This is a genomic window from Lactobacillus sp. XV13L, assembly GCF_059900875.1.
In genome coordinates, this window is the sequence record NZ_JBWXGD010000005.1 from 92,658 (window position 1) to 114,384 (window position 21,727).

Consider the following 21,727-nt stretch of genomic DNA (forward strand, 5'->3'; position numbering starts at 1 on the left):
GCTTGCTGGAACCAAACGGAATTATAGAGTAAGAGGTCAAAAATGGATGAACAAAAACAAAAAACTAAAGGGTCTTTTATAGGTCTTGTACCCTTAATTGGGTTTCTAGTTCTATATGTTTTATCTGGTGTAATTAGTGGTAAATTTGATAGTATGCCGCTTTTAGTAGGGATGATTATTGCTGCGATAATTTCCTTTGCTCTTCCACCACAAAATGGTGGAAAGAAGTTAAAGCTTTCAGAAAAAGTAAAGCTCTTTTGCCAGGGCGGTGGTGAAACTAACTTAATGACTATGGTAGTTATTTTTATTTTGGCTGGTGCATTTCAAGGAGTAGCAACAAAAATGCATGCAGTTTCCTCAGTAACTAATTTAGGATTAAGTATATTGCCACAAAATTTGATTTTACCTGGCGTGTTCCTGATTGGCATGGTTTTAAGTTTTGCTATGGGAACATCAATGGGGACGATTGCAGCTTTAATGCCAGTGGCTATTGATGTAGCAAATAAGACTGGTGTTAATCCAGCTTTAATGGCAGGTATAGTTGTTGGTGGTGCTATGTTTGGTGATAACAATTCGTTTATCTCTGCATCTGCAATTGCTGCCGTTCAAAGCCAAAAAGTATTGATGCGTGACAAATTTAAGTTGAATTTTATGGTTTATTTGCCAGCTATAGTTATTAACTGTGTAGCTTTAGCGTTTGTTCCAATTAAAAATATTTCTTTATCATCAAACTATCAATTTAGTTTTGTAGATATCATTCCATATGCATTGGTAATCGTTCTATCATTAATTGGAATGAATGTGATGTCTGTTTTAACCTTAGGGGTTGTTTCAGGAATATTAATTGGTGTTTTACATGGTGATTTTGGTTGGATTGGCTCAATGACTTACATACAAAAAGGTATGGTTGGTATGGAAGATATGGCCATTATCGCAATTTTTGTTGGTGGCGTTGTGGAAATGATGAAGTATCTTGGGGGAATACAGTGGTTAATCGATAAATTAGGCCAATATACAAAAACTAAGCACGGTGCCGAGCTTTCAATTGGCATGCTAATTATTCTTCTTTGTGTCGCTACCACTAATAATACTATTGCAATTGTTGCTGTTGGGCCAATGGCAGTTACAATTGGTAAGAAATTTAATCTTTCAAGAAAAAGGGTTGCAACTTTTTTGTCAATGTTTGCTACTAACGTTCAAGGTCTTATACCTTATGCGGGACAATTACTAGTATCTGGAGGTATGGCTAAAGTCTCTCCGGTTGCTGTAATGCCATATGTATGGTATTGCTATCTAACTTTAATTGCTGCGATAGTATTTGTATTTGTAAGCTTTCCAAAGAGCAAAAAAGCAGATTCATATGAAAACTTTGAAGAATTAGATGATGAGGGACATCTTCTAAAGGAATAGTCTATTCAAAAGGGATTAAATGATTATTGATATATTTTTGAGGAGGTAGAAAATGGATTATAGAGAATATTTTGATTTGAATGATGAAAGTGTAAAGCAATACGTAATAGATCGTACAAATTTTTTTAACAATATAAAAGCTAATGATCTTAATGCCGTCGAAGTGAGCGATGGTAACATAAATCATGTTTATAAAATTTATAGTGGCAAGAAATCATTGATTCTTAAACAAACGGGCAAGACAATTAGAACTTCTGGCAATCCACTTGATCAAAATAGAGGACATATTGAACACAGATGCTTAGAAATTCAACGTAAGTTAAGTGGTGGACAGGTTCCACAAGTTTATGATTACAATGAGCAGATGCACGTTATTCTAATGGAAGATGTCTCTGAATTTAAAAATTTACGCTATGAGCTAAAAAAAGAGCATATTTATCCTAAACTTAATGAGCAAATTACAGATTTTATGGTAAATGTTTTGCTTCCAACAACTGATCTTGTTATGGAAAGTAGAGAAAAAAAGGAATTGGTAGAAGATTTTGTAAATCCTGGTACTTGCCGTATTAGTGAAGACCTAGTCTTAACTGAACCATACTATGATTACAAAAGAAGAAACGTCTTTGATGAGAAACTTAGTTCATTTATTAAGCAGAACCTTTATGATAATAAAATTTTAAGAGCTAATGTTGGAGAGCTTCGTAATAGTTTTATGAATAATGCACAAGCCTTACTTCATGGTGACTTGCATAGTGGTTCTATATTTGTTAATGATACCGATGTACGCATTTTTGATAGCGAATTTGCTTTTTATGGTCCCATGGGCTATGACATTGGAAATGTCTTAGGTAATCTTGTTTTTCCATATATAGTACAAAAGGTCTTTTTACAAAAAAATAAGAAAGGTAACGAAGAGTTTATATATTGGCTTCATAATATGGTAGCAACAGTATTTGATAAAACATTTGCAAAAATGTCCATTAAATATGACAAAATTGTTCAATTTCCATTATATAAGGAGCGTTTATACAAAAATCAATATTTGCGTTCAGTCAAAGACGATACTTTAGGTTATGCGGGTACTGAAATAATAAGACGAACTGTTGGCGATTCCAAGGTGATTGAAATCACTTCTATTGAGGACCAGGAAACACAAAATTTAGTAATGCAGATTTTAGTGAAAATTGGAATTAACTTGATTTTAAATCGAAAAATTTATAACAATGGTTCTGAGGTTATAGAAGATATCGATAATACTTTTATGGAAGTTACGAAGCGATATTAGGAGAAGAGTATGAAGAGACAAGATAAAGGTATGCCATTTTTATTGCAGTATGAAAATGTGGCATGGTATGAAGATGGTGAAGTAAGAATCCTAGATCGAAGAGTATATCCTAATAAAAAAAGTTTTGTGCACTGTAAGACATATTTGGAAATTATTCAAGCGATTCAGGACATGGTTACTCAAAGTGCAGGTCCATATACAGCAGTTGGTATGGGAATGGCTCTGGCGGCTTATCAATGTAAGGATGAAAGCGAAAGTAACCAAGTAAAATTTTTGACTAAAGCAGCAAAAGAATTAGGAAATGCTAGACCTACAACTGCTAATCGGTATTCGGCAATTACTAATAGAACCTTGCAACTTCAAAAGGACGCCCTTTCTAAAGGAAAATCAGCTATTGAAGTAGCATTTGAAGATACTCTTAATTCTTTAAATCGACGTTACATGACAATGCAAAAAGTTGGTGATTATTTAGTTGATTTAATGCCAAATAACACAGCGTTTTTAACACAATGTTATGGCGAAACAATTATTGGAGCCATTATTCGCAGGGCAGAAGAAACTAGCAAAACCTTGAGAGCTTATGACGCTGCTACAGAACCTTTTTTGCAAGGTAGTAGATTAACGGCCAGCTGTTTTAAAGAGGCTGGGTTTGAGACTACGGTTGTTGACGATAACATGATTAATTTTATTTTGGAACGTGGAGACATTGATTTCTATACCTCGGCTGCAGATACAATTGCAATGGATGGTCATATTGCCAACAAAATTGGAACTAAGCAGATAGCTATTTTAGCTAAAAGAGTGGAAATTCCATATTTTGTCACAGGTATTCCTGATCAAGATAAATTGAATGGTAACGCTATTCAAATTGAGTATCGTGATGCTGAACAAGCTTTGCAGTTTGTGGGAAAGAGAATAGCTGAGCAGGGAGTCCATTCACTCTATCCAGCATTTGATGTGACACCACCAACATTGATTGACGCAATTGTGACAGATAGGGGAGTGTTTTCACCTTTTAATCTTGATGCATATGCAAAATTGGGTGAAGAAAACTTCTATTAAAATTTAAATATAAATTCGAAGGTGAAAAATGAAATTTGATAAAGCATTACTTTTGGATGATTTAAAAGTAGACAGGGATGAGTTGTTTAAGGAAGTAGCAGATAGGCTTTATAAAGAAGGTTTAGTTAAAGACACATATTTGTCGGCTTTAATTGAAAGAGAGAAAAAATTCCCAACTGGCTTAAAAACGAAAACAATTGGAGTAGCGATACCACATTGTGACCCTGAAAATGTTAAGAAAAATGGTATTTTTGTTGCTAGATTAAGCAATCCAATTGAATTTAGACAAATGGGTGATACAAAAACAAAAGTTAAAGTGAAAATGGTTTTTTTTATTTGTTCAACGGGAAGTCAGGAACAGCTTCAAGATTTAAGAGAATTAATGAAGATGTTTCAGGATAAGAACTTCTTGAAAAAAACTTATGAATCAGATGACCTATTAAAAGCACTATTATCTTGGAAGGAATAATTATTATGTCAAAAACAATAAATCTTTTGGCGGTATGTGGTTCTGGTACTGTTAGCTCTACAATGGTGGCAGAGAAAGCATCTACCTATATTGAATCACTTGGATATAACGTAAAATCACAAGAATTGAATCCACAACAGGCTTCAGAAAGAATTCCAGAAGGTCAATTTGATTTGGTAGTTTTTACTTCTCCAATTCCTGGTAACTTTGATATTCCAATTATTAATGCTACAGGTCTTTTGACGGGGATAGGTGAGGAACAGGTATATTCAGAAATCAAACATGCTTTGGAAGAATAAAAACTGTTAAGAAAGGAAGGTGGCGAGACATAATATGCAAACCTTTAAAGAAATCATGGACACTTTTGGTCCAAATATATTTGTACCAGTTGTAATATTCGTTATATGCTTATTTATGAAATTAAATGTTAAGAAGGCGTTTAATTCAGCAATATTGGCTGCCGTTGGATTAGTTGGCTTTAGTATGATTACTGATTACTTTACGCCCGTTATTGCACCTGTAGTTGATAAGATGTTGAAAATAGCGCATCTTAATCTTCCGGTTTTGGATATTGGATGGCAAGCAACAGCAGTTATAGCTTATTCAACACGTATTGGAATGATTTTTATTGGTATTTTATTAGCGTTTCAAATATTTCTATTTGCTATAAAATGGACCAATGTGTTTATGCCTAGTGATTTATGGAATAACTATTCATTGATATTGTGGGGCTCAGAATTATATTTAATTACAAAAAATGTTTGGTTAGCCAGCTTGTTAATGTTGTTTGGCAATCTAGTGTGTTTATTATATTCTGAAATGATTGCCAAGCGGTGGTCTACTTATTATGGGTATCCACAGTGTACTTTATCAGCACCCCATCAAGTATGTAATGTTCCACTTGCACTTGGTTTGAATTACTTACTTTCTAAGTTAGGTGCAGATAAGATTCAACTGAAGCCAGAAAAAATTCAACAAAAGCTTGGTTTTCTGGGTGATCCAATGATCATTGGTTTTTTAGTTGGTATGTTGCTTGGACTAATAGGAAATTTCACTACACTGACTTCTATATCTTCTTGGGGTCAAATATTGACTACGGCGGTAACTACTGCTGCGGTTATGACCATTTTTCCTAAGGTTGGAAGTATCTTTGCTGCATCATTCTCAAGTATCACTGCTGCTTCACAAAAATCAATGAAGAAAGGTGGTCGTGAATGGTATGTGGCCGTGAATGATGCTTTAGGTTATGGTGAGACAGCAACTTTGACTACTGGAATTTTAATGATACCATTTGCTCTAATTCTTGCATTTGTTCTTCCGGGTAATTTAATTGTTCCTGTGATGTGTTTAACCGGTTTTGCTTATGATTCGGAAATAAACGTTGCTTTAGCAAATGGGAATATATTTAAAGCACTTATTATGGATGTTTTAATATTTTCTGGCCAATTATATATTGGATCTTATTTTGCCCCAATGTTTACTAAAATTGCTAGACAAACAGGAGTTACAATGCCAAAAGGGAGTTTAATGGTAATAGGTTTTGTTGCTGCCAATATATTAATGGGATTAATTACAATTGCTTTTTTAACGCAGAATCCAATTATTATTGGCATAGTAATAATACTGTATGTTATTCAATTTATATACTATAAGAAGAATAAACAAAAGGTTACTAATATAATTGAAAATCTTTCAGACTATTCGAATATTTTAAATAAAAAACCAAAAACTTTATAAAATTTAATCAGTTAACAGGGTATTGTCCAATAAAGACAATACCTTTTTTATGTAAAAGCAAAAAAAGCAAAAATAAAAACAATGTTTTTAGATGATTTATTTGTTTTATATTTGTAAAATGCTATAATGTATCTGTAAGCGCTTATAAAAAGTAAAATTGTACGATTGATAATAAGTAAACAACTTTTTTGATTCATTGGAGCATTTGATTTTATTTGGCAGAAGAGATTGAAAAGTATTACATTGTTCAGTTTTGGATGGAAACATTGTTCCGAAATTATTCATGACAACTAAAAATATATAGGTTAAGGAGCTTTTATATGAAAATTTACATTAGAGCTGAGATCACCGATGAAAATAGAGAAAAATTGAATCAATATTTTGATGATATAGTTTATGATCCTTGGACTAAAAATGGGAAACGTTTTTACCCGGATGAAATGGCACAAAAAATGTCAGAAATTGATCCAGATGTTTTAATTACAGAGCTAGATCAAATAAACGAGAAAGTTTTAAATAATTCTAAGAAGTTAAAGTTAATTGTAGATTGCAGATCAACACCTGAAAATATTGATGTGGAAGCTTTAAATCAACATAAGATTCCTTTGATTCATACACCAGCTAGAAATGCAGAGGCGGTTGCAGAAATGCTTATTGGCTTAATAATTTGTCAACAAAGACAGGTTATTAAGGCAAATAAATGGGTTATTGATGGCAATTGGCAACCTGGCACCACCCCTTACTACATTTGGAAGGGACATGAGTTGTATTCACAAACCATTGGATTTGTTGGATTTGGAGCTGTGGCTAAAACGGCTGCTAAACTTTTGGAAAATTTTGGCTGTAAAATATTGTTTTATGATCCTTATGTTGAAACATCTAAGACTAAAGCCCAAAAAACAGATCTGTCAGATTTGTTTACTAATTCCGATATTGTCTCAGTTCATTTGCCAGTTACTTCAGAAACAGAAGGAATGATTGATCACAAATACCTTGACTTGATGAAGAAGGATGCCCTATTTGTTAATACATCTAGAGCTGCAGTTGTAAATAATGATGATTTATATGATTGTTTGGTAAATAAAAATATTAGTGGTGGAATTATAGATGTTTTAGATGTTGAACCACCTAAGACTGAAAATGACTTGAAATTGGCTTTATTGGATAATGTGATTGCAACTCCTCATATTTGTGGTTCAACTTATGAAGTTGTTTTGCATCAATCAGAAATAGCAATTGATTCGATGATTAACTTTATAAACAAGGATTACACTAATGCCAATGTAATTAATTATTCTGTAATAGATGGTTAAAAAAATGGTACAGACAGATTTTTATTTATTAATTGATGTAGGTACTGGAAGTAGCCGTGTAGCGTTAGTAGACGAAAATAAAAAAATTTATGATGTACAGCATATAAAGAACATCTATAAAGAAGACAAGTTTGGTGGCATGCTAATAGATTTTAAATTATTTTTAAATAATTTAGCTATTGCTTCAAGACGAGTTCTAGAAACGTTTGATGTAGAAATCACAGCTATAACGGTTTCTGGAGCCAGGCAAACTTTTTTCTGTTTAGATCGAGATAGGAAAGTAGTATTTGGAATTCCTAATATTGATGATAGAGGTAATCATTATTTAAATCAATTTTCAAAGCAAAGTGAGACAATTTTTCAAAAGACAGCTAGAAATCTTTCCGGTGATTTTTTGGCCATGAAACTCATTGGCTTAAAAAATGAGAGACCAGAATTATTTAAAAAAATATATTCATTTACTAGCTTAAGTGAGTTATTTGCGCTATTATTTTGCGATCAATTGATTATTGAACCTTCTCAAGCTGCTGAGACACAACTGTTTAATATTTTTGAAAAAAGGTGGGATAAAGACTTAACAAAGATTTTTCACTTGGATTCTCTTCTTTTACCTAAGATAATACCTTCTCAATCAATTTTTCGCATAACTAATAAAAAACTACTGAAAAAATTTGGTATTAGTGGTAATGGATGTAAATTTGTTGTAGGTGGAGCTGATACCCAACTGGCGATGAAAGCTGTTTTACCGGAAGGTGAATCTCAAACTTTGTGCTTAGTCTCGGGCACAACCAGTCCTGTAAGTGTACGAGTAAAAGATCCACTAGTACAAAAAAATCATTGGTTAGATTTGGACTTAGGTGGTAAAGATTATGTTCTTGAGTATAATCCTGGGGTTACAGGTTTAAATTATGAAAGAAGTAAACGACTTTTTCTTCCAGATAGTTCATATAAAGATATTGAAGAAAAAATTGATTTAAATACTGTACAAAGTATCTATGCAAGCTTTACTACACAAACCTTTATAAAATTAACTGGTGGTAAAAGATACGGGGGCTTTTTCTTATCACCTCCATTTACTGACTCAGTTACAAAAGAAATGCTTGTGGGAAGTATAGGCTTAGATATAGGCTTTTCAATTGCCAGAAAAGTGAATCAATTGAAAGAGGACATTAATTCTGATTTTAATACAATTGTAGCTTGTGGTGGTGGAATGAATTCAGTGGTAATACCGAGGGTTGTATCAACATTAACTGGTATACCAATTAAGATATACGAAAATTTTCAAGAACCGTCCCTAATGGGATGTTTTGAAGCTATTAATTCAGCTTTTAAAAAATCTAAAAAGGATAAAAACCAGAAAATTAGATTTGAATATCACCCTGAAAATAATGACGCTTTAAACGAGAGTTATAAGATTTGGGAAAATATAAATTTTAACACTATATAAAATGGGAGAAATTATTATGGATTACATTGATGAACGTAAAAAAATTGTGGAATTTGGTAAAGAGCTTGTTAATAAAGGATTAACTACTGGAACAGGTGGCAACTTAAGTATTTACATTCCAAAAGATAAAGTTATGTTAATTAGTCCATCAGGTATTAATTACTATGATACAAAATTAGCGGATGTAGTCGTTATGGATTTAAATGGTAATATCAAAGAAGGAAATTGTAAGCCTTCTAGTGAGTATGCTATGCATTCAATTTTTTATAAGAATAAGCCTGGTATTCTTTCAGTAGTCCATGCACATGCTGATTTTGCAACTGCAATGTCTTGTCTTCGTAAAAATGTTCCACCTATTCACTATGTTATTGCGGATATGTGTAAAGAACTTAAATGTACAAACTATAAGATTTACGGTTCACCTGAAATTGCTGAGGAAGCTTACCGAGTTATGGATAACGATAATGGAATCTTGCTTGCTAATCACGGTCTCTTAGCCATTGGTGGTTCGATCGAATCTGCTTTCGGCAATGCTGTAAATATTGAATTTTTGTGTAAATTATATGTATATTCAAAATCGGTTGGTAAACCTGTTGCACTAACTAATGAGGAAATGGATACTGTGGCTAAAAAGTTTGAAAATTATGGGCAGCCAAAAGAAGATAAATAATTGTTAAGAACTAAATATATTTACTGGCTTATGAAGTCATTGAAATAAAGATTTAAACTAAATTCGCACATCAAAAAACAGCGGCAAGTTCAATCACTTGTCGCTGTTTTGCTGTTTTAAAATGTTAGTTTAAAATATTAGTCCAATAAGTCAAACTTCAAGGTCATCAAGTTGTGACCTTCCTTAACCATGTTGCCGAGCAGCTCGACAGTGTTGTCGTAGACTTGGTCGGCCATTTTCTGGTTGGCCGCCATTAACGCGTCTTCAACCGCTTGACCGGAAAGGCCCTTAACCTCCTTGTCGGTTTCGTGCTGGATGTGGTGGCACTGCGCCAGCGACTTCTGCTCGAAGTCGGTTTCGAGTTCGCCATATACCTTGAAGTTGGTGTCGCCGAGCTGGGCGGTCAGCTTGTTGAGCCAGAAGATTTGCTTCAGGTCAAACTTGGGACCGGTCTGAAAACGCTTAGGCGTGTCGCTCACATTGGTATAGAATGGCACCATGCTGTTGAACGTGTTGGGGCCGAAGGCCAGCCACTGGACACCAGCAATTTCTTCCGGAACGTTATTGCGCACCTGGAGAATGTGCGTTTCAAAGTTGCGGTTGAGCCCGATGGGCCGGAAGGATTTCTTTTGCTCGGGCGTGCCTAAATCGCCGTACGGGTCGTATGGCGTGTCCTGGTAGTGGGAACTCTCAATCCACTTGATGTCCTCAATGCTGATCTTGCGGGGAGCACAGCAAATGAAGGGCTGGTCCTGGTCGCCTGGCTGACCGCCAAAGTTAGGGTCGAAGTAGTTGTGGACAAACCAGGCCCGGGGGTTGTTGTAGTGCGCGTCCTTGACCGTCGAGCTGCCGAAGATGTGGCGCATGTTGTAGCCGTCAGAATCTGGGTTCAACTGATACTCGGCAATCAGGTCCTCAAGGCCCTCGTCGGCCATGAAGCCGTCCTGGCCAAAGTGGAATTCATCAATGTTTAGCCGGTTGGGTGCAACAACATAGGCATCATCCGGAATCCGGCGGGCAATCCAGTGGTGACCGCCGATACTTTCCAGGTACCAGATTTCATCGTGGTCGGCAAAGGCCATGCCGTTCATTTCATAAGTGCCATACTTCTCCAGCAGGTAACCCACACGCTTGACGCCATCGACCGCCTTGTGCAGGTAAGGCAAAGTCAGGGTCACAAAGTCTTCTTCACCAAGACCACCATGCTCCAGCAGCGGGTCGATGCCCTGAATCCGGGAATTGGTAGTGATGGTTTCGGTTGCGGTCATGGCCACGTTGGCGGAATTGATGCCAGCAGCTGCCCAAATGCCGCTGTATCCGGACACGTCGGGTGCGCTGGTGTAGCGCAAGGGGTTAGCCGGCAGGTCGGCATCGTCAATCTTCTGGTGGCTGATGACGCTCTCGTAGTGGCGAGGCTGCTTTTCCGGCGTCACGACCTCGAAGCCCTCCGGGATAATCTCGCGGCCGCCGTCTTCGCTGCGGGCAATCATCGTCGAACCGTCGAGCGAGGCGTTTTTGCCGACAAGAATTGTTGTACATTCTGCTTTTTTCATAAAATCGATCCTTTCAAGTTTCTTATCTTTCTATTGTATTAAAAATAAGTGTGCAATTGCAAAGAAATGAAACGAACTTTGTTAAATTGTTGCCGGTGGATAAGTGAACATGCTAGTGGCTAGCATGCATAGGGACTGCTTTTTGCCGGCCAAGTGGGGACCGCTTAGACATCATATTTGACCGCTTGCGAAAATGAACTAGACTTTACAAAAAAATTAGGGTTAAATAATTATTATTAATTAATTCATCAGTTTATTGTGGGAGGCAAACATGATTTTTAAAAACTACTCGCACCTAAAGTTCTTCTGGCTGAACGTCTTCGGACTGATTACCAGCACGACCAACATTATTATGGCCTACATGGTCGGCTCGCTGACCAACATGGCAACAGACAAGCAGTTTGGCAAGCTACCGCTATTTTTCATCCAGGTGATTATTGCGCTGATTCTCGTGATGTTTGCCAACCTCACCTTCAATTACCTGAAGGCGGACGCGATTAAGCAGACCAACGTCAAGCTGCGGACCAAGGTGCTCAAGGGGATGCTCCTGAGCAGCAGCGAGGATGCAAGCAACCTGGGCTTTCTGACCAACGACTTTAAGCTGCTGGAAACGAACCGCTACGAGGCCGAGATTTCGATTCTGACCTACTTTTACACGGTTTTGCTCGCCCTAGGTTACGCGCTCTATCTGAATCCCATTCTGACGATCATGTTTTTTGCCGGCTCGCTCATCCCGATGATCGTGTCCAACTTCCTGCAAAAACCGATTCAGCGGGCTTCGGAGGGCTGGACCAAGGCCAATGACCAGTACGTCAACCAGACCAAGAACACGCTGGCGGGAACGAGCACGCTCAACCTCTACAACCGGCAGGACAATGCCGTTGAGCGTGACCGGGGTATCATCAATTTGCTTGAGAATAAATTGGCGCGGATGAACCTGCTCAAGGACAACACGAACGCCTACCTCAACATCATCGTCATGGGCGGCACGTTCCTTGTGCCCTTCGCGGTCGGCATCATCCTTGTAATCAAGGGCTTCACCACCCTGGGCGCGCTTTTCGGCGTTATTCAGCTGTCGAACTCGTTTGTTAACCCAATCCTGCAGATCCTCAACGAGCGCAACAACCTGTCCACGACCAAGGGCATCGTCAAGCGGATCGACCAATTCTGCCAAAAGGCTGACGGTCACGGGGCAAGTTCAGCGGCGACACATGCGAGCTTTGCAGAGTTGGAAGTTGTGGGGCTGAGCCTATCCCGTCAGGGTCAAAAGCTGGCCAACAACATCGACTTAACTATTAAAAAGGGTCAAAAGGTGGCCATCATTGGTCCATCAGGCGCTGGCAAGTCGACGCTATTGCAATTTCTCATGTACGGTGATTATGGCCAGGCCAAACAAGTTGTGCTCAACCACAAGCCGGTAGCGCCGGGCAAATTTACCAACCTCTTTGCCTACTCGAGTCAGAGTGCCGTGATTTTTGCGGATACGCTATGGTTCAACCTCACCTTAGGCGTGGAGATTCCGCAAGAAGAAGTGCTTGCGGTTTGCCAAGGTGTGGGTCTGGGCGAACTAATCCAAGACAAGGGCCTGGACTACGAACTGGGCGACAATGCCGACCAGCTGTCGGGCGGGCAGCTCTCCCGGATCGAACTGGCACGGGCAATTCTGTCCCAACGCCAAATTCTTTTATTGGATGAAGTCAACGCCTCGCTGGACAAGGCCACATCAAACCAGGTGCACGATTACCTGTTTGATTCGGACCACACGTTTATTGAGGTGATCCACCACTACGAGCCGGAAGAATTGACCCGTTACGACCAGGTCATCGACTTTAACGACTACGTTTAGGTGTTGAGTGATTTTAACAGGAGCGGTTCGAAAAGGAGCTGCTCCTTTGTTCAAGGGGACCAATTATATGGTAGGAAGCAGAAAACTTAAGCAGGCACTGGACCGGACGCTAAGCGCCCAGTTAGTTCCAATTGACCACGAGTCTTTAAACAGCACCTTTGTTGGTTACAGCCAAAAGCACAAGCAGCAAATCTTCGTCAAGGTCTTTTTACAGCGGCAAAAACTTGTGACCGAGAAGGCGGTCAACGTGCAGCTCAACCAGCGCGTGCTTGAGTCTTTTACGCTCGCGACGACACCAGAACTATTTGTACTGGTCATGACGGACCTGGCTCCGCGGGCCCTGACGGGTAAAATTACGAATGAACTGGCAGCAGAGATGGGCACGCAGCTGGCTAACTTCCACATTCAGGTCAGGCCGTTTGCCGGTATCGTTACTGCGGACAACTTATTTGCTAAGATGCAAGGAGACATTGCCAGCATGGACGAATCGGCCATTAAGAAACGCTTGGGCGCTCTTTTTGCCGGCTTTTCCAAGGTCAAGCCGCAGGTTGAGCAGGATATCCGGGCCAATTCCCGCTTTGTCCTGCACGGTGACGTCGGCGTGCGCAACTATCAGCTGGTTGACGGTAAGTTGACCCTGATTGATTTTGAACGGGCGCGGCTGGGCGTTAACTACCAGGATTTTGTCAAACTTTTTTACCAGGACTTTGCCTTAAATGAAGAGCTGATTCGGGCTTTTATGCAGGGGTATGCGGCTGGCGGAAACAAGGTTGAGGTCCTTCCGGTCACGCAGGCCCTGCTGATTCTGCTTTCGGCCGTCGGCATCATGAAGTACACGGCCAAAATCAGCGACCCCGAGTTCAAGGCCGTCGGCGTGCAGATGCTGGCAACGGTTGAGTGTTTTTTGAACGAGTCAGGGTTATTGGGCAAGCAGCCGGCTGGGGCCGCGGCGCGGCCTGCACCCCAGATCTTGAATAGCATTATCAAGGCGGACTAGGGGGCACGAAGAGCCTCCATATTTCCGGAATGCCGCAATCTACCGGACATAAAAAGGTGCCTTCCACGAGGAAAGACACCTTTTTTGTGATTGGAAAAATTCTAGGAGATGGTTGTGGCCGGATCGGCTGGCTTGACCTCGATGCCGTTGAGTAGCAGGTTCAGGATTGTGGCCGACAGGCTGGTAATCACGATCCCGTTGCTCAGGAAGAGCTGAACGGTTGCAGGCAGATTTTGGAAAAATTGCGGGTAGATCGTGACGCCCAGGCCTAGTCCAACGGAGATGGCGATGATCAGGACGTTGCTGTTGGCACTCAGGTCGACCTTGGCCAGGGTCTTGATGCCCTGAACGGCAATCATGGTGAACATGACCAGCATGGCCCCGCCGAGAACGGGCGTCGGGATGATGGTCACCAGTGCGCCGATCTTAGGCAAAAGCCCCATGGCCATGAGCAGGCCGGCTGCCCAGTAGATTGGCCGCTTGGTCTTGATGCCCGACAGCTGCAGCAGGCCCACGTTTTGCGAGAAGGTTGTGTACGGAAAGGCGTTGAATAAGCCGCCGAAGATCTGGGCAATCCCCTCAGCGCGGTAGCCCTTCTTGAGTTCTTCCTCGGTGACCTGGTGGTCAAGCAGGTCGCCGGTGGCAAAGAAGACGCCAGTCGATTCGACCATCGAAACCAGGGCAATGATAATCATGGTCAAACTCGATGACCACTCGAAGTGGGGCACGCCGAAGTAGAAGAGCTGCGGCAGGTGGAACCAGGAAGCTTCAAGGACGGGCTTGAAGGAGACGATGCCCATGAAGGAGGCAATGGCAGTGCCAATGATCAGCCCAATCAGAACGGAGATGGACCGCATGAAGCCCCGGGTCCAGATTTGCAGTGCCAGGATGATGAACATGGTGGCAAAGGCGAGCAGCAGGTTTTGACCGCTGCCAAAACTCTTGGCCTGGGAACTGCCGCCGCCCATGTTTTGGACAGCAACCGGGATGAGAGAGAGACCGATTGTGGTGATCAGCGTTCCCGTGACCACTGGCGGAAAGAACTTCTTGATTTTGGCGAAGACGCCCGCAATCAGGACGACGAAGATGCCGGCCGCGATGATTGCGCCATACATGTCGTTAATTGAGAACTTCTGGCCGATCATCTGCAGCGGCGCGACCGCCTGGATGGCACAGCCCAGGATCACGGGGAAGCCAATGCCGGAAAACTTGTTGGTGACTAGCTGCAGCAGGGTGGCGAGCCCGCACATGAAGATGTCGATTGAGACCAGATAGGTCATCTGGGCGGCGGAAAAGTGCAGCGCCCCGCCGATTAAAAGCGGGACGGCAACGGCCCCGGAGTACATGGCAAGCAGGTGCTGCAGACCTAAAACGGCTGCTTTTTGGTGGCTGACTTCTTTTTGCTGCATTATTCCTCTCCTTCAAAATGCACCTGGCCGTCGGCCAGGCGGTCAATCTTGGCCAGGGCTGCGAGCCGGTAGCCGTGTTCTTGGACCCAATCGCTGCCGCCCTGGAAGGTTTTGGCCACCACGACGCCGACGCCGGCAATATCCGCGCCCGCCTGCTCGGCAATGTTGATCATGCCCTTGACGGCCTCACCGTTAGCCAGGAAGTCGTCGATGATTAGGAGCTTGTCCTCCCTGTGCAGGAACTTCTGCTCGACGCAGATCTGGTTAGTCACCTTCTTGGTGTAGGAGTAGACGTCGGCCCAGTAGACCGCATCGTTGAGCGTCGAGGGCTTTTTCTTGCGGGCAAAAACCATGGGCACGTGCAGCTGGTAAGCGGCCATCAGTCCGGGTGCGATCCCGGATGCTTCGCAGGTCAGAACCTTGGTGATGCCCTCATCCCCGAAAAGTTCTGCAAATTCTTGCCCCGTTGCCATCATCAGCTCGGGGTCGACCTGGTGGTTTAAAAACGAGTTGATCTTCAGTACGTTGCCCGGCAATACTTCACCGTCGCGGCGAATGCGGTCTTCAAATAGCTTCACGTTTTCCTCCTTGAATCAAAAAGGGCCCTTTCTACCACAACTATGGCAAAAAAGACCCTGAGAGCAGCGTGAGCTGCTACCGCCTTGATTGGCCATAGTTCAGAATTTACGGTTCTGAGTAGAGACTGCCGACCTTATTTCGGCAATATATAGACCTGATATTTCCTTGTGCCTGCATTCTACCACAAGAAAAAGGCCCAGTGCAAGGCGCAAGATCACGGACAATGAAGCACTTCAAAAATCATGAGTTTGGTTTACTATCGATAAATTCTTTAGCATTTGGATCAGGAGTAAATTTATAAGTATATTTATGATTTTCAAAGCCTTCTACCCAGTTTCTAAAATATACATGGTTATTACTAATACTGTATGGAATATGATGTTTTCCAATTACCAACTCGTTTTCTGTGACATGATACTGTGTCTTGAATTTGGGATTATAGGTGCCTATGAAAGTTTCTAGAGCAGTTGAAGAATCAACAAAGTATACTGTCATTAAGCCATCGTGCACAGAATTCTGTGGAGCCTTGCCTTCGTCCATTGCCTGGGTGATGGGCTCGTTATTAAATAAGATAGGCTCAATTTGATAGCCAGTGTTAATCAGGAAATTTTGTACTATTCTTTGGTTATTAGTCAACTTTTCTTGGCGGTGCTCAGATTGCTTGGGTTTAGCAGAAGCCGATTGATGCTGTGTTCCATTTAATTGCTCTGAACGATGCTGATCGGTATTTTTTATTTCTTTTTGATTAATTTTACTTTTCTGCGCAGAATTAATCCTATTTTCATGGACAGAATTAGATTGATTAGTAAAATTATGTTGCCAGAAAAGATACCCCACAGTAATAAGCATAGTTAATAATACAGCCTGAATCACCAACGAACGTGTACGTAATGAATGTACTCGCACATAGTCATCATGCCACCTGGGATCATTACGTCTTTCTTTGAAAAAGCGATAAGTATGACGTGTTCTGGTATGCTGACTCATATATTTTTTAGCCATAGAAATAACTCCTTAATTCCAACTGTCATATTCTAAGTAAAACAAGCTAAGTCAATTTTAGCATAATAGTGGCCGCATCAATCTGCATTTGAAAGGGTGCCGTAATGGTAGAACATTGTAAGTTTCAAAAAGGGACAAATGCGAATTAATTTGGGCATAGGTAGGAAATAATTCGTGAAAAATACAAATCTGATTAAAAAGAGTTGACCGTGGGTGCAATTCTTAGTAGAGTTGAAGTGATTATTGTTTGCTTTATTAAAGGAGACCGGAGCACAGTGAAAGAAAACGAGCACGATTTTGACGAAATCATTGTTTTGGACTTTGGCAGCCAGTACAACCAGCTAATTACCCGCCGGCTGCGGGACTTTGGCATCTATTCCGAACTCTTGCCGCACGACATCAGCATGGCCAAGATTCGGGCAATCAACCCCAAGGGCATCATCTTTTCGGGTGGGCCCAACAGCATCTATGATTCGGGCGCACTGAAGGTCGACCCCGCGATTTTTGACCTGGGGATACCAATCCTGGGCATCTGTTACGGCATGCAGCTGATGTCCTACTACCTGGACGGCAGGGTCGAGCGGGCAGCAAATTCCGAATACGGCCGCGCCGACATCCGAGTTGAGGACACCGGCAGCGTCCTCTTCAGCGGGCTGCCCCAAGAAGAATATGTCTGGATGAGCCACGGCGACCTGGTTAAGCAGGCCCCGCCCGGCTTTGTGACGGTCGCCTCGAGCAAGAACTGTCCGATTGCCGCTATCGCTAACAACGCCAAGAAGTTTTACGGCATCCAGTTCCACGCCGAGGTGCGCAACACCCAGTACGGGCTGGACATCTTGCGCAACTTCGCCTTCAAGGTCTGCAAGGCGCGCGCCAACTGGACGATGGACGACTTTATCGAATTGCAGGTTGCTGCTATTAAAAAGACGGTGGGCGTTAGGAAGGTTATTCTGGGCCTGTCCGGCGGCGTTGACTCAAGCGTCACGGCGACGCTTCTGCACAAGGCGATTGGCAACCAGCTGACCGCGATTTTTGTCGACCACGGGATGTTGCGCAAAAACGAGGGCGACGAGGTGATGGCGGCCTTGAACCGTGACCTGGGCGTGAACATTATCCGGGTGAACGCACAGGAGCGCTTTTTGACTAAGCTCGCCGGCGTCAGCGACCCGGAGCAGAAGCGCAAGATCATCGGCAAGGAGTTCATCGAGGTCTTTAGCGAAGAGGCGCAAAAACTGCGCGGCGTGGACTTCCTGGCGCAGGGCACGCTCTACACGGACGTGATTGAGAGTGGCACGAACACCGCGCAGACAATCAAGTCCCACCACAACGTCGGTGGCCTGCCCAAGGACATGCACTTCAAGCTGATCGAGCCGCTGCGCAAGCTGTTCAAGGATGAGGTCCGGGTCCTGGGCGAAAAGCTGGGGATTCCGCACGACCTGGTCTGGCGGCAGCCGTTTCCGGGCCCGGGTCTAGGCATCCGCGTATTAGGCGAGGTGACCGAGGACAAATTGGCGCTCGTGCGCGAAAGCGACGCCATCCTGCGCGCTGAAATCAAAAAGGCGGGCCTCGAAGAAGAGGTCTGGCAGTACTTCACGGTGCTGCCTGGCATCCGCTCCGTTGGCGTGATGGGCGACGGCCGCACCTACGACTACACGATCGGCATCCGCGCCGTGACTTCGGTCGATGGCATGACGGCTGACTTTGCCCGTCTGCCGTGGGACGTTTTGCAGAAGGTCTCGACCCGCATCGTGGACGAGGTGCCCAACGTCAACCGCGTGGTCTACGACGTGACGAGCAAGCCACCGTCAACGATTGAGTGGGAATAAAATTAGCCATATTACTTAGATTTGTATGAACTAAATTAGATAAAAACTTATCTACAAACATGGTTGTTTACCAGGACTCTTAGTTATACTAGGGGTCTTTTTAGTCATAAGAGAAGGTGATTGGAATGATGAATAGTCACTTGTTAGGTATCAGTTATAATAATTGGAAGAGAACGTGTGATATGTTCTTAAATCCTAGAATTAAAAAATTCAATCAGACGTATGGAATTGTAAATGAATTTTTGACAAAACACTTTTAAGTTCAATTTTTAGTTGTAGCAAACTGACATTAAAAAAATAAGGCTGTACCAAGTCAAACTAGTACAGCCTTATTTTATAGGCTCTTTAATAAATCCTGTATAGATATCTTAGACTAGTTTCTATGATATGCTATTGGCAGGACTTTTTTGGGTACAATAAAAGAGGCCCTAAGCCCTCTTGCCATATATCTTTTGACACTACTCTTCAGATCTATTTAGGAGTTTGATTATAACCTCTCACTTTAATTATATTAAACTTTTCCTCAACATTAAACACCCAGAAATTAACCAGGTGGTCTTGGAAACAGTTAATAACGTTGAAACTAAAGTCTGCTACTGCACCCTTAAATTGCTTGCCTGTCCTTACTGCCATTCAGCTCATATCTGGCACAACGGCCATGCCCAGGTCAAAGTCAGATACCTAAGCAGCGCTGCCAGTCAGTCCCACCTACAACTAGGGCCAATTTATCTGTAAAATCATACTGAACGGTCATAATTTCCCTCACTTTCTTTACATAGAGTAAACGCACTAGATTACAAGCAGAACCTTCTTACTACCAAGTTCATTCTTTCAAAAAGTATTACTTTGGATAGACGACACCAGCCATTTTTTCGCTTTGATCCCACAAAGAGCGAGCAACTTCAGAATCATTGGCTAACTTATGAGGTTTAGCAATCTTACGTTTATAATAATATTGTCCCGGCTGCCAATCCTTTCCTGGTTGTGTTGTTGCCAACCACACACCAGTGTCTGCTCCTTGATCAGGCGGAATCATGGAAAAAATCCGTTGAGCAAACTTGGACCGAAGAGCAAAACTGTACATTCCATGAATAAACCCTTCTGCTTCTGAAGCAAAGTTTGACAACACATTCCCTGGGTGGAAAGCTACCATAGAGACGCCTGAATTTCCGTATCGTTTGGTGAATTCCTTGGCAAAAAGAATCACTTCTAGTTTTGCATTCCCATAAGCGCTAGTATTACTGTATTTTTTCTCCATATTTAAATCGTTGATGTCTAACTTACTCAAAGCACTATTCCCCACACTAGAGGTATTAATTACTGTAGCGTGTCCAGCAACCAAATTGTCAAAAAGAATCTGAGTCAATAAGAAATGGGCCAAGTAGTTAATTTGAAAGGTCTTTTCAAAACCATCCACCGTTACCACCCGTTTGCCATAAATCCCCCCAGCATTATTAAAGAGAATATGAATCTTCGGATATTTCTCCTTCAATGCTTGACCTAGTTTGCGAACTTCGTCTAACTTCGTAAAATCTGTGACATAGTAAGGAACATTTAGCTCTTTACCCACAGCCATGGTTTTTTTTGATGAACGACCGACAATCACCACCTGATAGCCTTTTTCCTTCATTTGAGTAGCAATAGCTTTTCCGATTCCATCGCTTGCTCCGGTTACAATTACTGTTTTTCCGTTCATAATATACTTCCTCCCATCTCTTTCCATTTAATTATAAAAAGATTGACGCGAAAAATGAATAACATAACGTGCCTTTATCATAGCCAAAAGAGCCATTCATTTGTTTTCATAAAGTTCCCCGATAAGCAGTTATCGTCTGGCCAGTCCAATTCTTAAAGGCTCTGGAAAAAGAAGCCGGTTCCTTATAACCCACCAAATATGCAATCTCTCCGGTAGAAAGCTCTTGGGTGTCCATATAACTTAGAGCTAACAATTTTTGGACCTTCTGCACCAGCTGCGCAAAGGTCACTCCTTGTTCTTTTAATTTCCGCTGCATGGTCCGCACACTAACCCCTAGAGATTTTGCGACTTCATCCCGAGAAAATCGATCACTGGGAATGGCGGTAAAGAGTGCCTTTTCCACAAGATTTAAAAAAGAATGATCTTTCGATAGCTCCTCTAAGCGACGTTTTAACTCCGGCTCCAAGTACTCCCACATCACGTTGTTTTGGGTGATGAACGGTATCTGTACATCCTCTGTGCGAAATACCAAGGAATTGTGATCTGCTAATTCCGGTTGTACCTCTAAATAATCCACTAATAGTTGACTGTACTCATAAGGACTAGTAACACTCACCGGAACAATATCTTTTCCTGTCCCTGTACGTATTAAGCTAAGCAGAGCTAGCTGTTCATTTAACAGAGTAAACCGAGGCATATCAGCACCTTCAATACCAAAACTTAACTGAATGGTCAGCGTTTCTGACTGTTCATCGATAGACACGACTAAGGGACATATCAATTGCTTGTACAAGCCAAAGCGGTGAAAGGCTTCCCGGGAATTTTTCGCACAGAGTGCCACAAAAAAGGGTGGCATAAAGTTATTAATATTCTTCACTTCACTGAAAGCGAGAATTTGTTCATCGGTAATATCCTTGTCTAACTCCCCTAGAAACTTCACGTAATCCCCAGGGGATAGTTCTAATTCTTCCTTCCATAACACGTTGGGAATAGAGGCTCGTTCCAAAAGATCGTCCAGCTGTACTCCAACCTCCTGAATAAATGCTTGAAATTGCTTCGAAATCGTAACTTTCATCTTGATTCGCTCCTTTATATTGCCATGATAATTCTAACTTTCCCTGACAATAATTTTCCTTACTTTATTCTATTATAGGTAATAATTCAAGCAAACGAAATGTTATTAAGCGCCATATGCTTTTCGTTTCGTGCCACAAAATGAATGAAGCCTTTACTTGAATAGCTCCTGCAGATCACTGTTGCAAAGTAGAATTCCTCTTCTCTTACATGTAATTCATTTAAGGAAATGTTGACAATCTTTATTTTTATAATTGGCAAATTGTAAAATATAAGTAAACGGTTAATTGTAAAATAAAGTTGAACACTTGCGCTGATTAAAAAATAAAAAAGTCCATTGGACTTCTCTGAT

The 21,727-nt window shown here is 41.7% G+C and carries 19 protein-coding genes and 1 riboswitch; of the genes, 12 read left to right on the forward strand and 7 right to left on the reverse strand.

Features of this window, described 5'->3' with window-relative positions; translation table 11 throughout:
- The first annotated feature begins 42 nt into the window (after positions 1-42).
- The 9 genes from AC2JF6_RS04575 (at position 43) to AC2JF6_RS04615 (ending at position 9,393) form a co-directional block, all read left to right on the forward strand.
- Positions 43-1,410, forward strand: coding sequence for a Na+/H+ antiporter NhaC family protein (locus tag AC2JF6_RS04575; protein WP_500729605.1), 1,368 nt, complete (start codon positions 43-45; stop codon positions 1,408-1,410).
- Between the two features lie 52 nt (positions 1,411-1,462).
- The gene (gene mtnK, locus AC2JF6_RS04580) at positions 1,463-2,695 is read left to right on the forward strand and encodes an S-methyl-5-thioribose kinase (RefSeq protein ID WP_500729606.1); all 1,233 of its coding nucleotides are present in this window, start codon (positions 1,463-1,465) and stop codon (positions 2,693-2,695) included.
- Positions 2,696-2,704: 9 nt separating this feature from the next.
- Positions 2,705-3,757: a s-methyl-5-thioribose-1-phosphate isomerase gene (locus AC2JF6_RS04585; protein ID WP_500729607.1), complete on the forward strand. Its 1,053-nt coding sequence runs from the start codon at positions 2,705-2,707 to the stop codon at positions 3,755-3,757.
- 28 nt (positions 3,758-3,785) lie between these two features.
- Positions 3,786-4,226: a PTS sugar transporter subunit IIA gene (locus AC2JF6_RS04590; RefSeq protein WP_500729608.1), complete on the forward strand. Its 441-nt coding sequence runs from the start codon at positions 3,786-3,788 to the stop codon at positions 4,224-4,226.
- 5 nt (positions 4,227-4,231) lie between these two features.
- The gene (locus AC2JF6_RS04595) at positions 4,232-4,525 is read left to right on the forward strand and encodes a PTS sugar transporter subunit IIB (RefSeq protein WP_500729609.1); all 294 of its coding nucleotides are present in this window, start codon (positions 4,232-4,234) and stop codon (positions 4,523-4,525) included.
- A gap of 34 nt (positions 4,526-4,559) precedes the next feature.
- Positions 4,560-5,963, forward strand: coding sequence for a PTS galactitol transporter subunit IIC (locus tag AC2JF6_RS04600; protein WP_500729610.1), 1,404 nt, complete (start codon positions 4,560-4,562; stop codon positions 5,961-5,963).
- A gap of 320 nt (positions 5,964-6,283) precedes the next feature.
- On the forward strand, positions 6,284-7,276 hold the full coding sequence (locus tag AC2JF6_RS04605; RefSeq protein WP_500729611.1) for a 2-hydroxyacid dehydrogenase: 993 nt from the start codon (positions 6,284-6,286) through the stop codon (positions 7,274-7,276).
- 4 nt (positions 7,277-7,280) lie between these two features.
- The gene (locus AC2JF6_RS04610) at positions 7,281-8,723 is read left to right on the forward strand and encodes an FGGY family carbohydrate kinase (protein ID WP_500729612.1); all 1,443 of its coding nucleotides are present in this window, start codon (positions 7,281-7,283) and stop codon (positions 8,721-8,723) included.
- A 16-nt stretch (positions 8,724-8,739) separates the two neighbouring features.
- Positions 8,740-9,393, forward strand: coding sequence for a class II aldolase/adducin family protein (locus AC2JF6_RS04615; RefSeq protein ID WP_500729613.1), 654 nt, complete (start codon positions 8,740-8,742; stop codon positions 9,391-9,393).
- A 137-nt stretch (positions 9,394-9,530) separates the two neighbouring features.
- On the opposite strand, the gene AC2JF6_RS04620 is transcribed toward AC2JF6_RS04615, so the two are convergent.
- Positions 9,531-10,946 carry a C69 family dipeptidase gene (locus AC2JF6_RS04620; protein WP_500729614.1) on the reverse strand — a complete coding sequence of 472 codons (1,416 nt, stop codon included), beginning with the start codon at positions 10,944-10,946 and terminating at the stop codon, positions 9,531-9,533.
- A 271-nt stretch (positions 10,947-11,217) separates the two neighbouring features.
- On the opposite strand from AC2JF6_RS04620, the gene AC2JF6_RS04625 reads away from it, so the two are divergent.
- Both AC2JF6_RS04625 and AC2JF6_RS04630 read left to right on the forward strand, forming a co-directional pair.
- Positions 11,218-12,792, forward strand: a complete 1,575-nt coding sequence (locus tag AC2JF6_RS04625; protein WP_500729615.1) for an ATP-binding cassette domain-containing protein — start codon at positions 11,218-11,220, stop codon at positions 12,790-12,792.
- A 67-nt stretch (positions 12,793-12,859) separates the two neighbouring features.
- A complete protein-coding gene (locus AC2JF6_RS04630; RefSeq protein WP_500729616.1) occupies positions 12,860-13,789 on the forward strand; it encodes a phosphotransferase in 930 nt (309 codons plus the stop codon).
- 101 nt (positions 13,790-13,890) lie between these two features.
- On the opposite strand, the gene AC2JF6_RS04635 is transcribed toward AC2JF6_RS04630, so the two are convergent.
- From AC2JF6_RS04635 to AC2JF6_RS04645, 3 genes are all read right to left on the reverse strand, one after another.
- Positions 13,891-15,198, reverse strand: coding sequence for a nucleobase:cation symporter-2 family protein (locus tag AC2JF6_RS04635; RefSeq protein ID WP_500729617.1), 1,308 nt, complete (start codon positions 15,196-15,198; stop codon positions 13,891-13,893).
- The gene (locus tag AC2JF6_RS04640; RefSeq protein WP_500729618.1) at positions 15,198-15,776 is read right to left on the reverse strand and encodes a xanthine phosphoribosyltransferase; all 579 of its coding nucleotides are present in this window, start codon (positions 15,774-15,776) and stop codon (positions 15,198-15,200) included. Before AC2JF6_RS04640 ends, AC2JF6_RS04635 begins: the two co-directional genes overlap by 1 nt.
- Before the next feature lie 75 nt (positions 15,777-15,851).
- A riboswitch (purine riboswitch) is annotated at positions 15,852-15,949 on the reverse strand.
- A 68-nt stretch (positions 15,950-16,017) separates the two neighbouring features.
- Complete coding sequence (locus AC2JF6_RS04645; protein ID WP_500729620.1) at positions 16,018-16,779, reverse strand: hypothetical protein; 762 nt, start codon at positions 16,777-16,779, stop codon at positions 16,018-16,020.
- A gap of 275 nt (positions 16,780-17,054) precedes the next feature.
- Between AC2JF6_RS04645 and guaA the strand changes: the two genes are divergently transcribed.
- Positions 17,055-18,605, forward strand: coding sequence for a glutamine-hydrolyzing GMP synthase (gene guaA / locus AC2JF6_RS04650; protein WP_500729621.1), 1,551 nt, complete (start codon positions 17,055-17,057; stop codon positions 18,603-18,605).
- Between the two features lie 841 nt (positions 18,606-19,446).
- Here the strand turns inward: guaA and AC2JF6_RS04655 are convergent.
- From AC2JF6_RS04655 to AC2JF6_RS04665, 3 genes are all read right to left on the reverse strand, one after another.
- A complete protein-coding gene (locus AC2JF6_RS04655; RefSeq protein ID WP_500729622.1) occupies positions 19,447-20,301 on the reverse strand; it encodes an SDR family NAD(P)-dependent oxidoreductase in 855 nt (284 codons plus the stop codon).
- Between the two features lie 106 nt (positions 20,302-20,407).
- Complete coding sequence (locus AC2JF6_RS04660; RefSeq protein WP_500727659.1) at positions 20,408-21,376, reverse strand: helix-turn-helix domain-containing protein; 969 nt, start codon at positions 21,374-21,376, stop codon at positions 20,408-20,410.
- Positions 21,377-21,462: 86 nt separating this feature from the next.
- On the reverse strand, positions 21,463-21,727 hold a 265-nt coding region (locus AC2JF6_RS04665; protein ID WP_500729624.1), incomplete at its 5' end, for a hypothetical protein.

Coding starts and splice junctions, on each gene's coding strand:
- AC2JF6_RS04620 (WP_500729614.1), bottom strand. CDS start 10,946: ATGAAAAAAGCAGAATGTACAACAATTCTTGTCGGCAAAAACGCCTCG.
- AC2JF6_RS04575 (WP_500729605.1), top strand. CDS start 43: ATGGATGAACAAAAACAAAAAACTAAAGGGTCTTTTATAGGTCTTGTA.
- AC2JF6_RS04615 (WP_500729613.1), top strand. CDS start 8,740: ATGGATTACATTGATGAACGTAAAAAAATTGTGGAATTTGGTAAAGAG.
- mtnK (WP_500729606.1), top strand. CDS start 1,463: ATGGATTATAGAGAATATTTTGATTTGAATGATGAAAGTGTAAAGCAA.
- AC2JF6_RS04600 (WP_500729610.1), top strand. CDS start 4,560: ATGCAAACCTTTAAAGAAATCATGGACACTTTTGGTCCAAATATATTT.
- AC2JF6_RS04655 (WP_500729622.1), bottom strand. CDS start 20,301: ATGAACGGAAAAACAGTAATTGTAACCGGAGCAAGCGATGGAATCGGA.
- AC2JF6_RS04595 (WP_500729609.1), top strand. CDS start 4,232: ATGTCAAAAACAATAAATCTTTTGGCGGTATGTGGTTCTGGTACTGTT.
- AC2JF6_RS04630 (WP_500729616.1), top strand. CDS start 12,860: ATGGTAGGAAGCAGAAAACTTAAGCAGGCACTGGACCGGACGCTAAGC.
- AC2JF6_RS04585 (WP_500729607.1), top strand. CDS start 2,705: ATGAAGAGACAAGATAAAGGTATGCCATTTTTATTGCAGTATGAAAAT.
- AC2JF6_RS04605 (WP_500729611.1), top strand. CDS start 6,284: ATGAAAATTTACATTAGAGCTGAGATCACCGATGAAAATAGAGAAAAA.
- AC2JF6_RS04660 (WP_500727659.1), bottom strand. CDS start 21,376: ATGAAAGTTACGATTTCGAAGCAATTTCAAGCATTTATTCAGGAGGTT.
- AC2JF6_RS04645 (WP_500729620.1), bottom strand. CDS start 16,779: ATGGCTAAAAAATATATGAGTCAGCATACCAGAACACGTCATACTTAT.
- AC2JF6_RS04590 (WP_500729608.1), top strand. CDS start 3,786: ATGAAATTTGATAAAGCATTACTTTTGGATGATTTAAAAGTAGACAGG.
- AC2JF6_RS04625 (WP_500729615.1), top strand. CDS start 11,218: ATGATTTTTAAAAACTACTCGCACCTAAAGTTCTTCTGGCTGAACGTC.
- AC2JF6_RS04635 (WP_500729617.1), bottom strand. CDS start 15,198: ATGCAGCAAAAAGAAGTCAGCCACCAAAAAGCAGCCGTTTTAGGTCTG.
- AC2JF6_RS04610 (WP_500729612.1), top strand. CDS start 7,281: ATGGTACAGACAGATTTTTATTTATTAATTGATGTAGGTACTGGAAGT.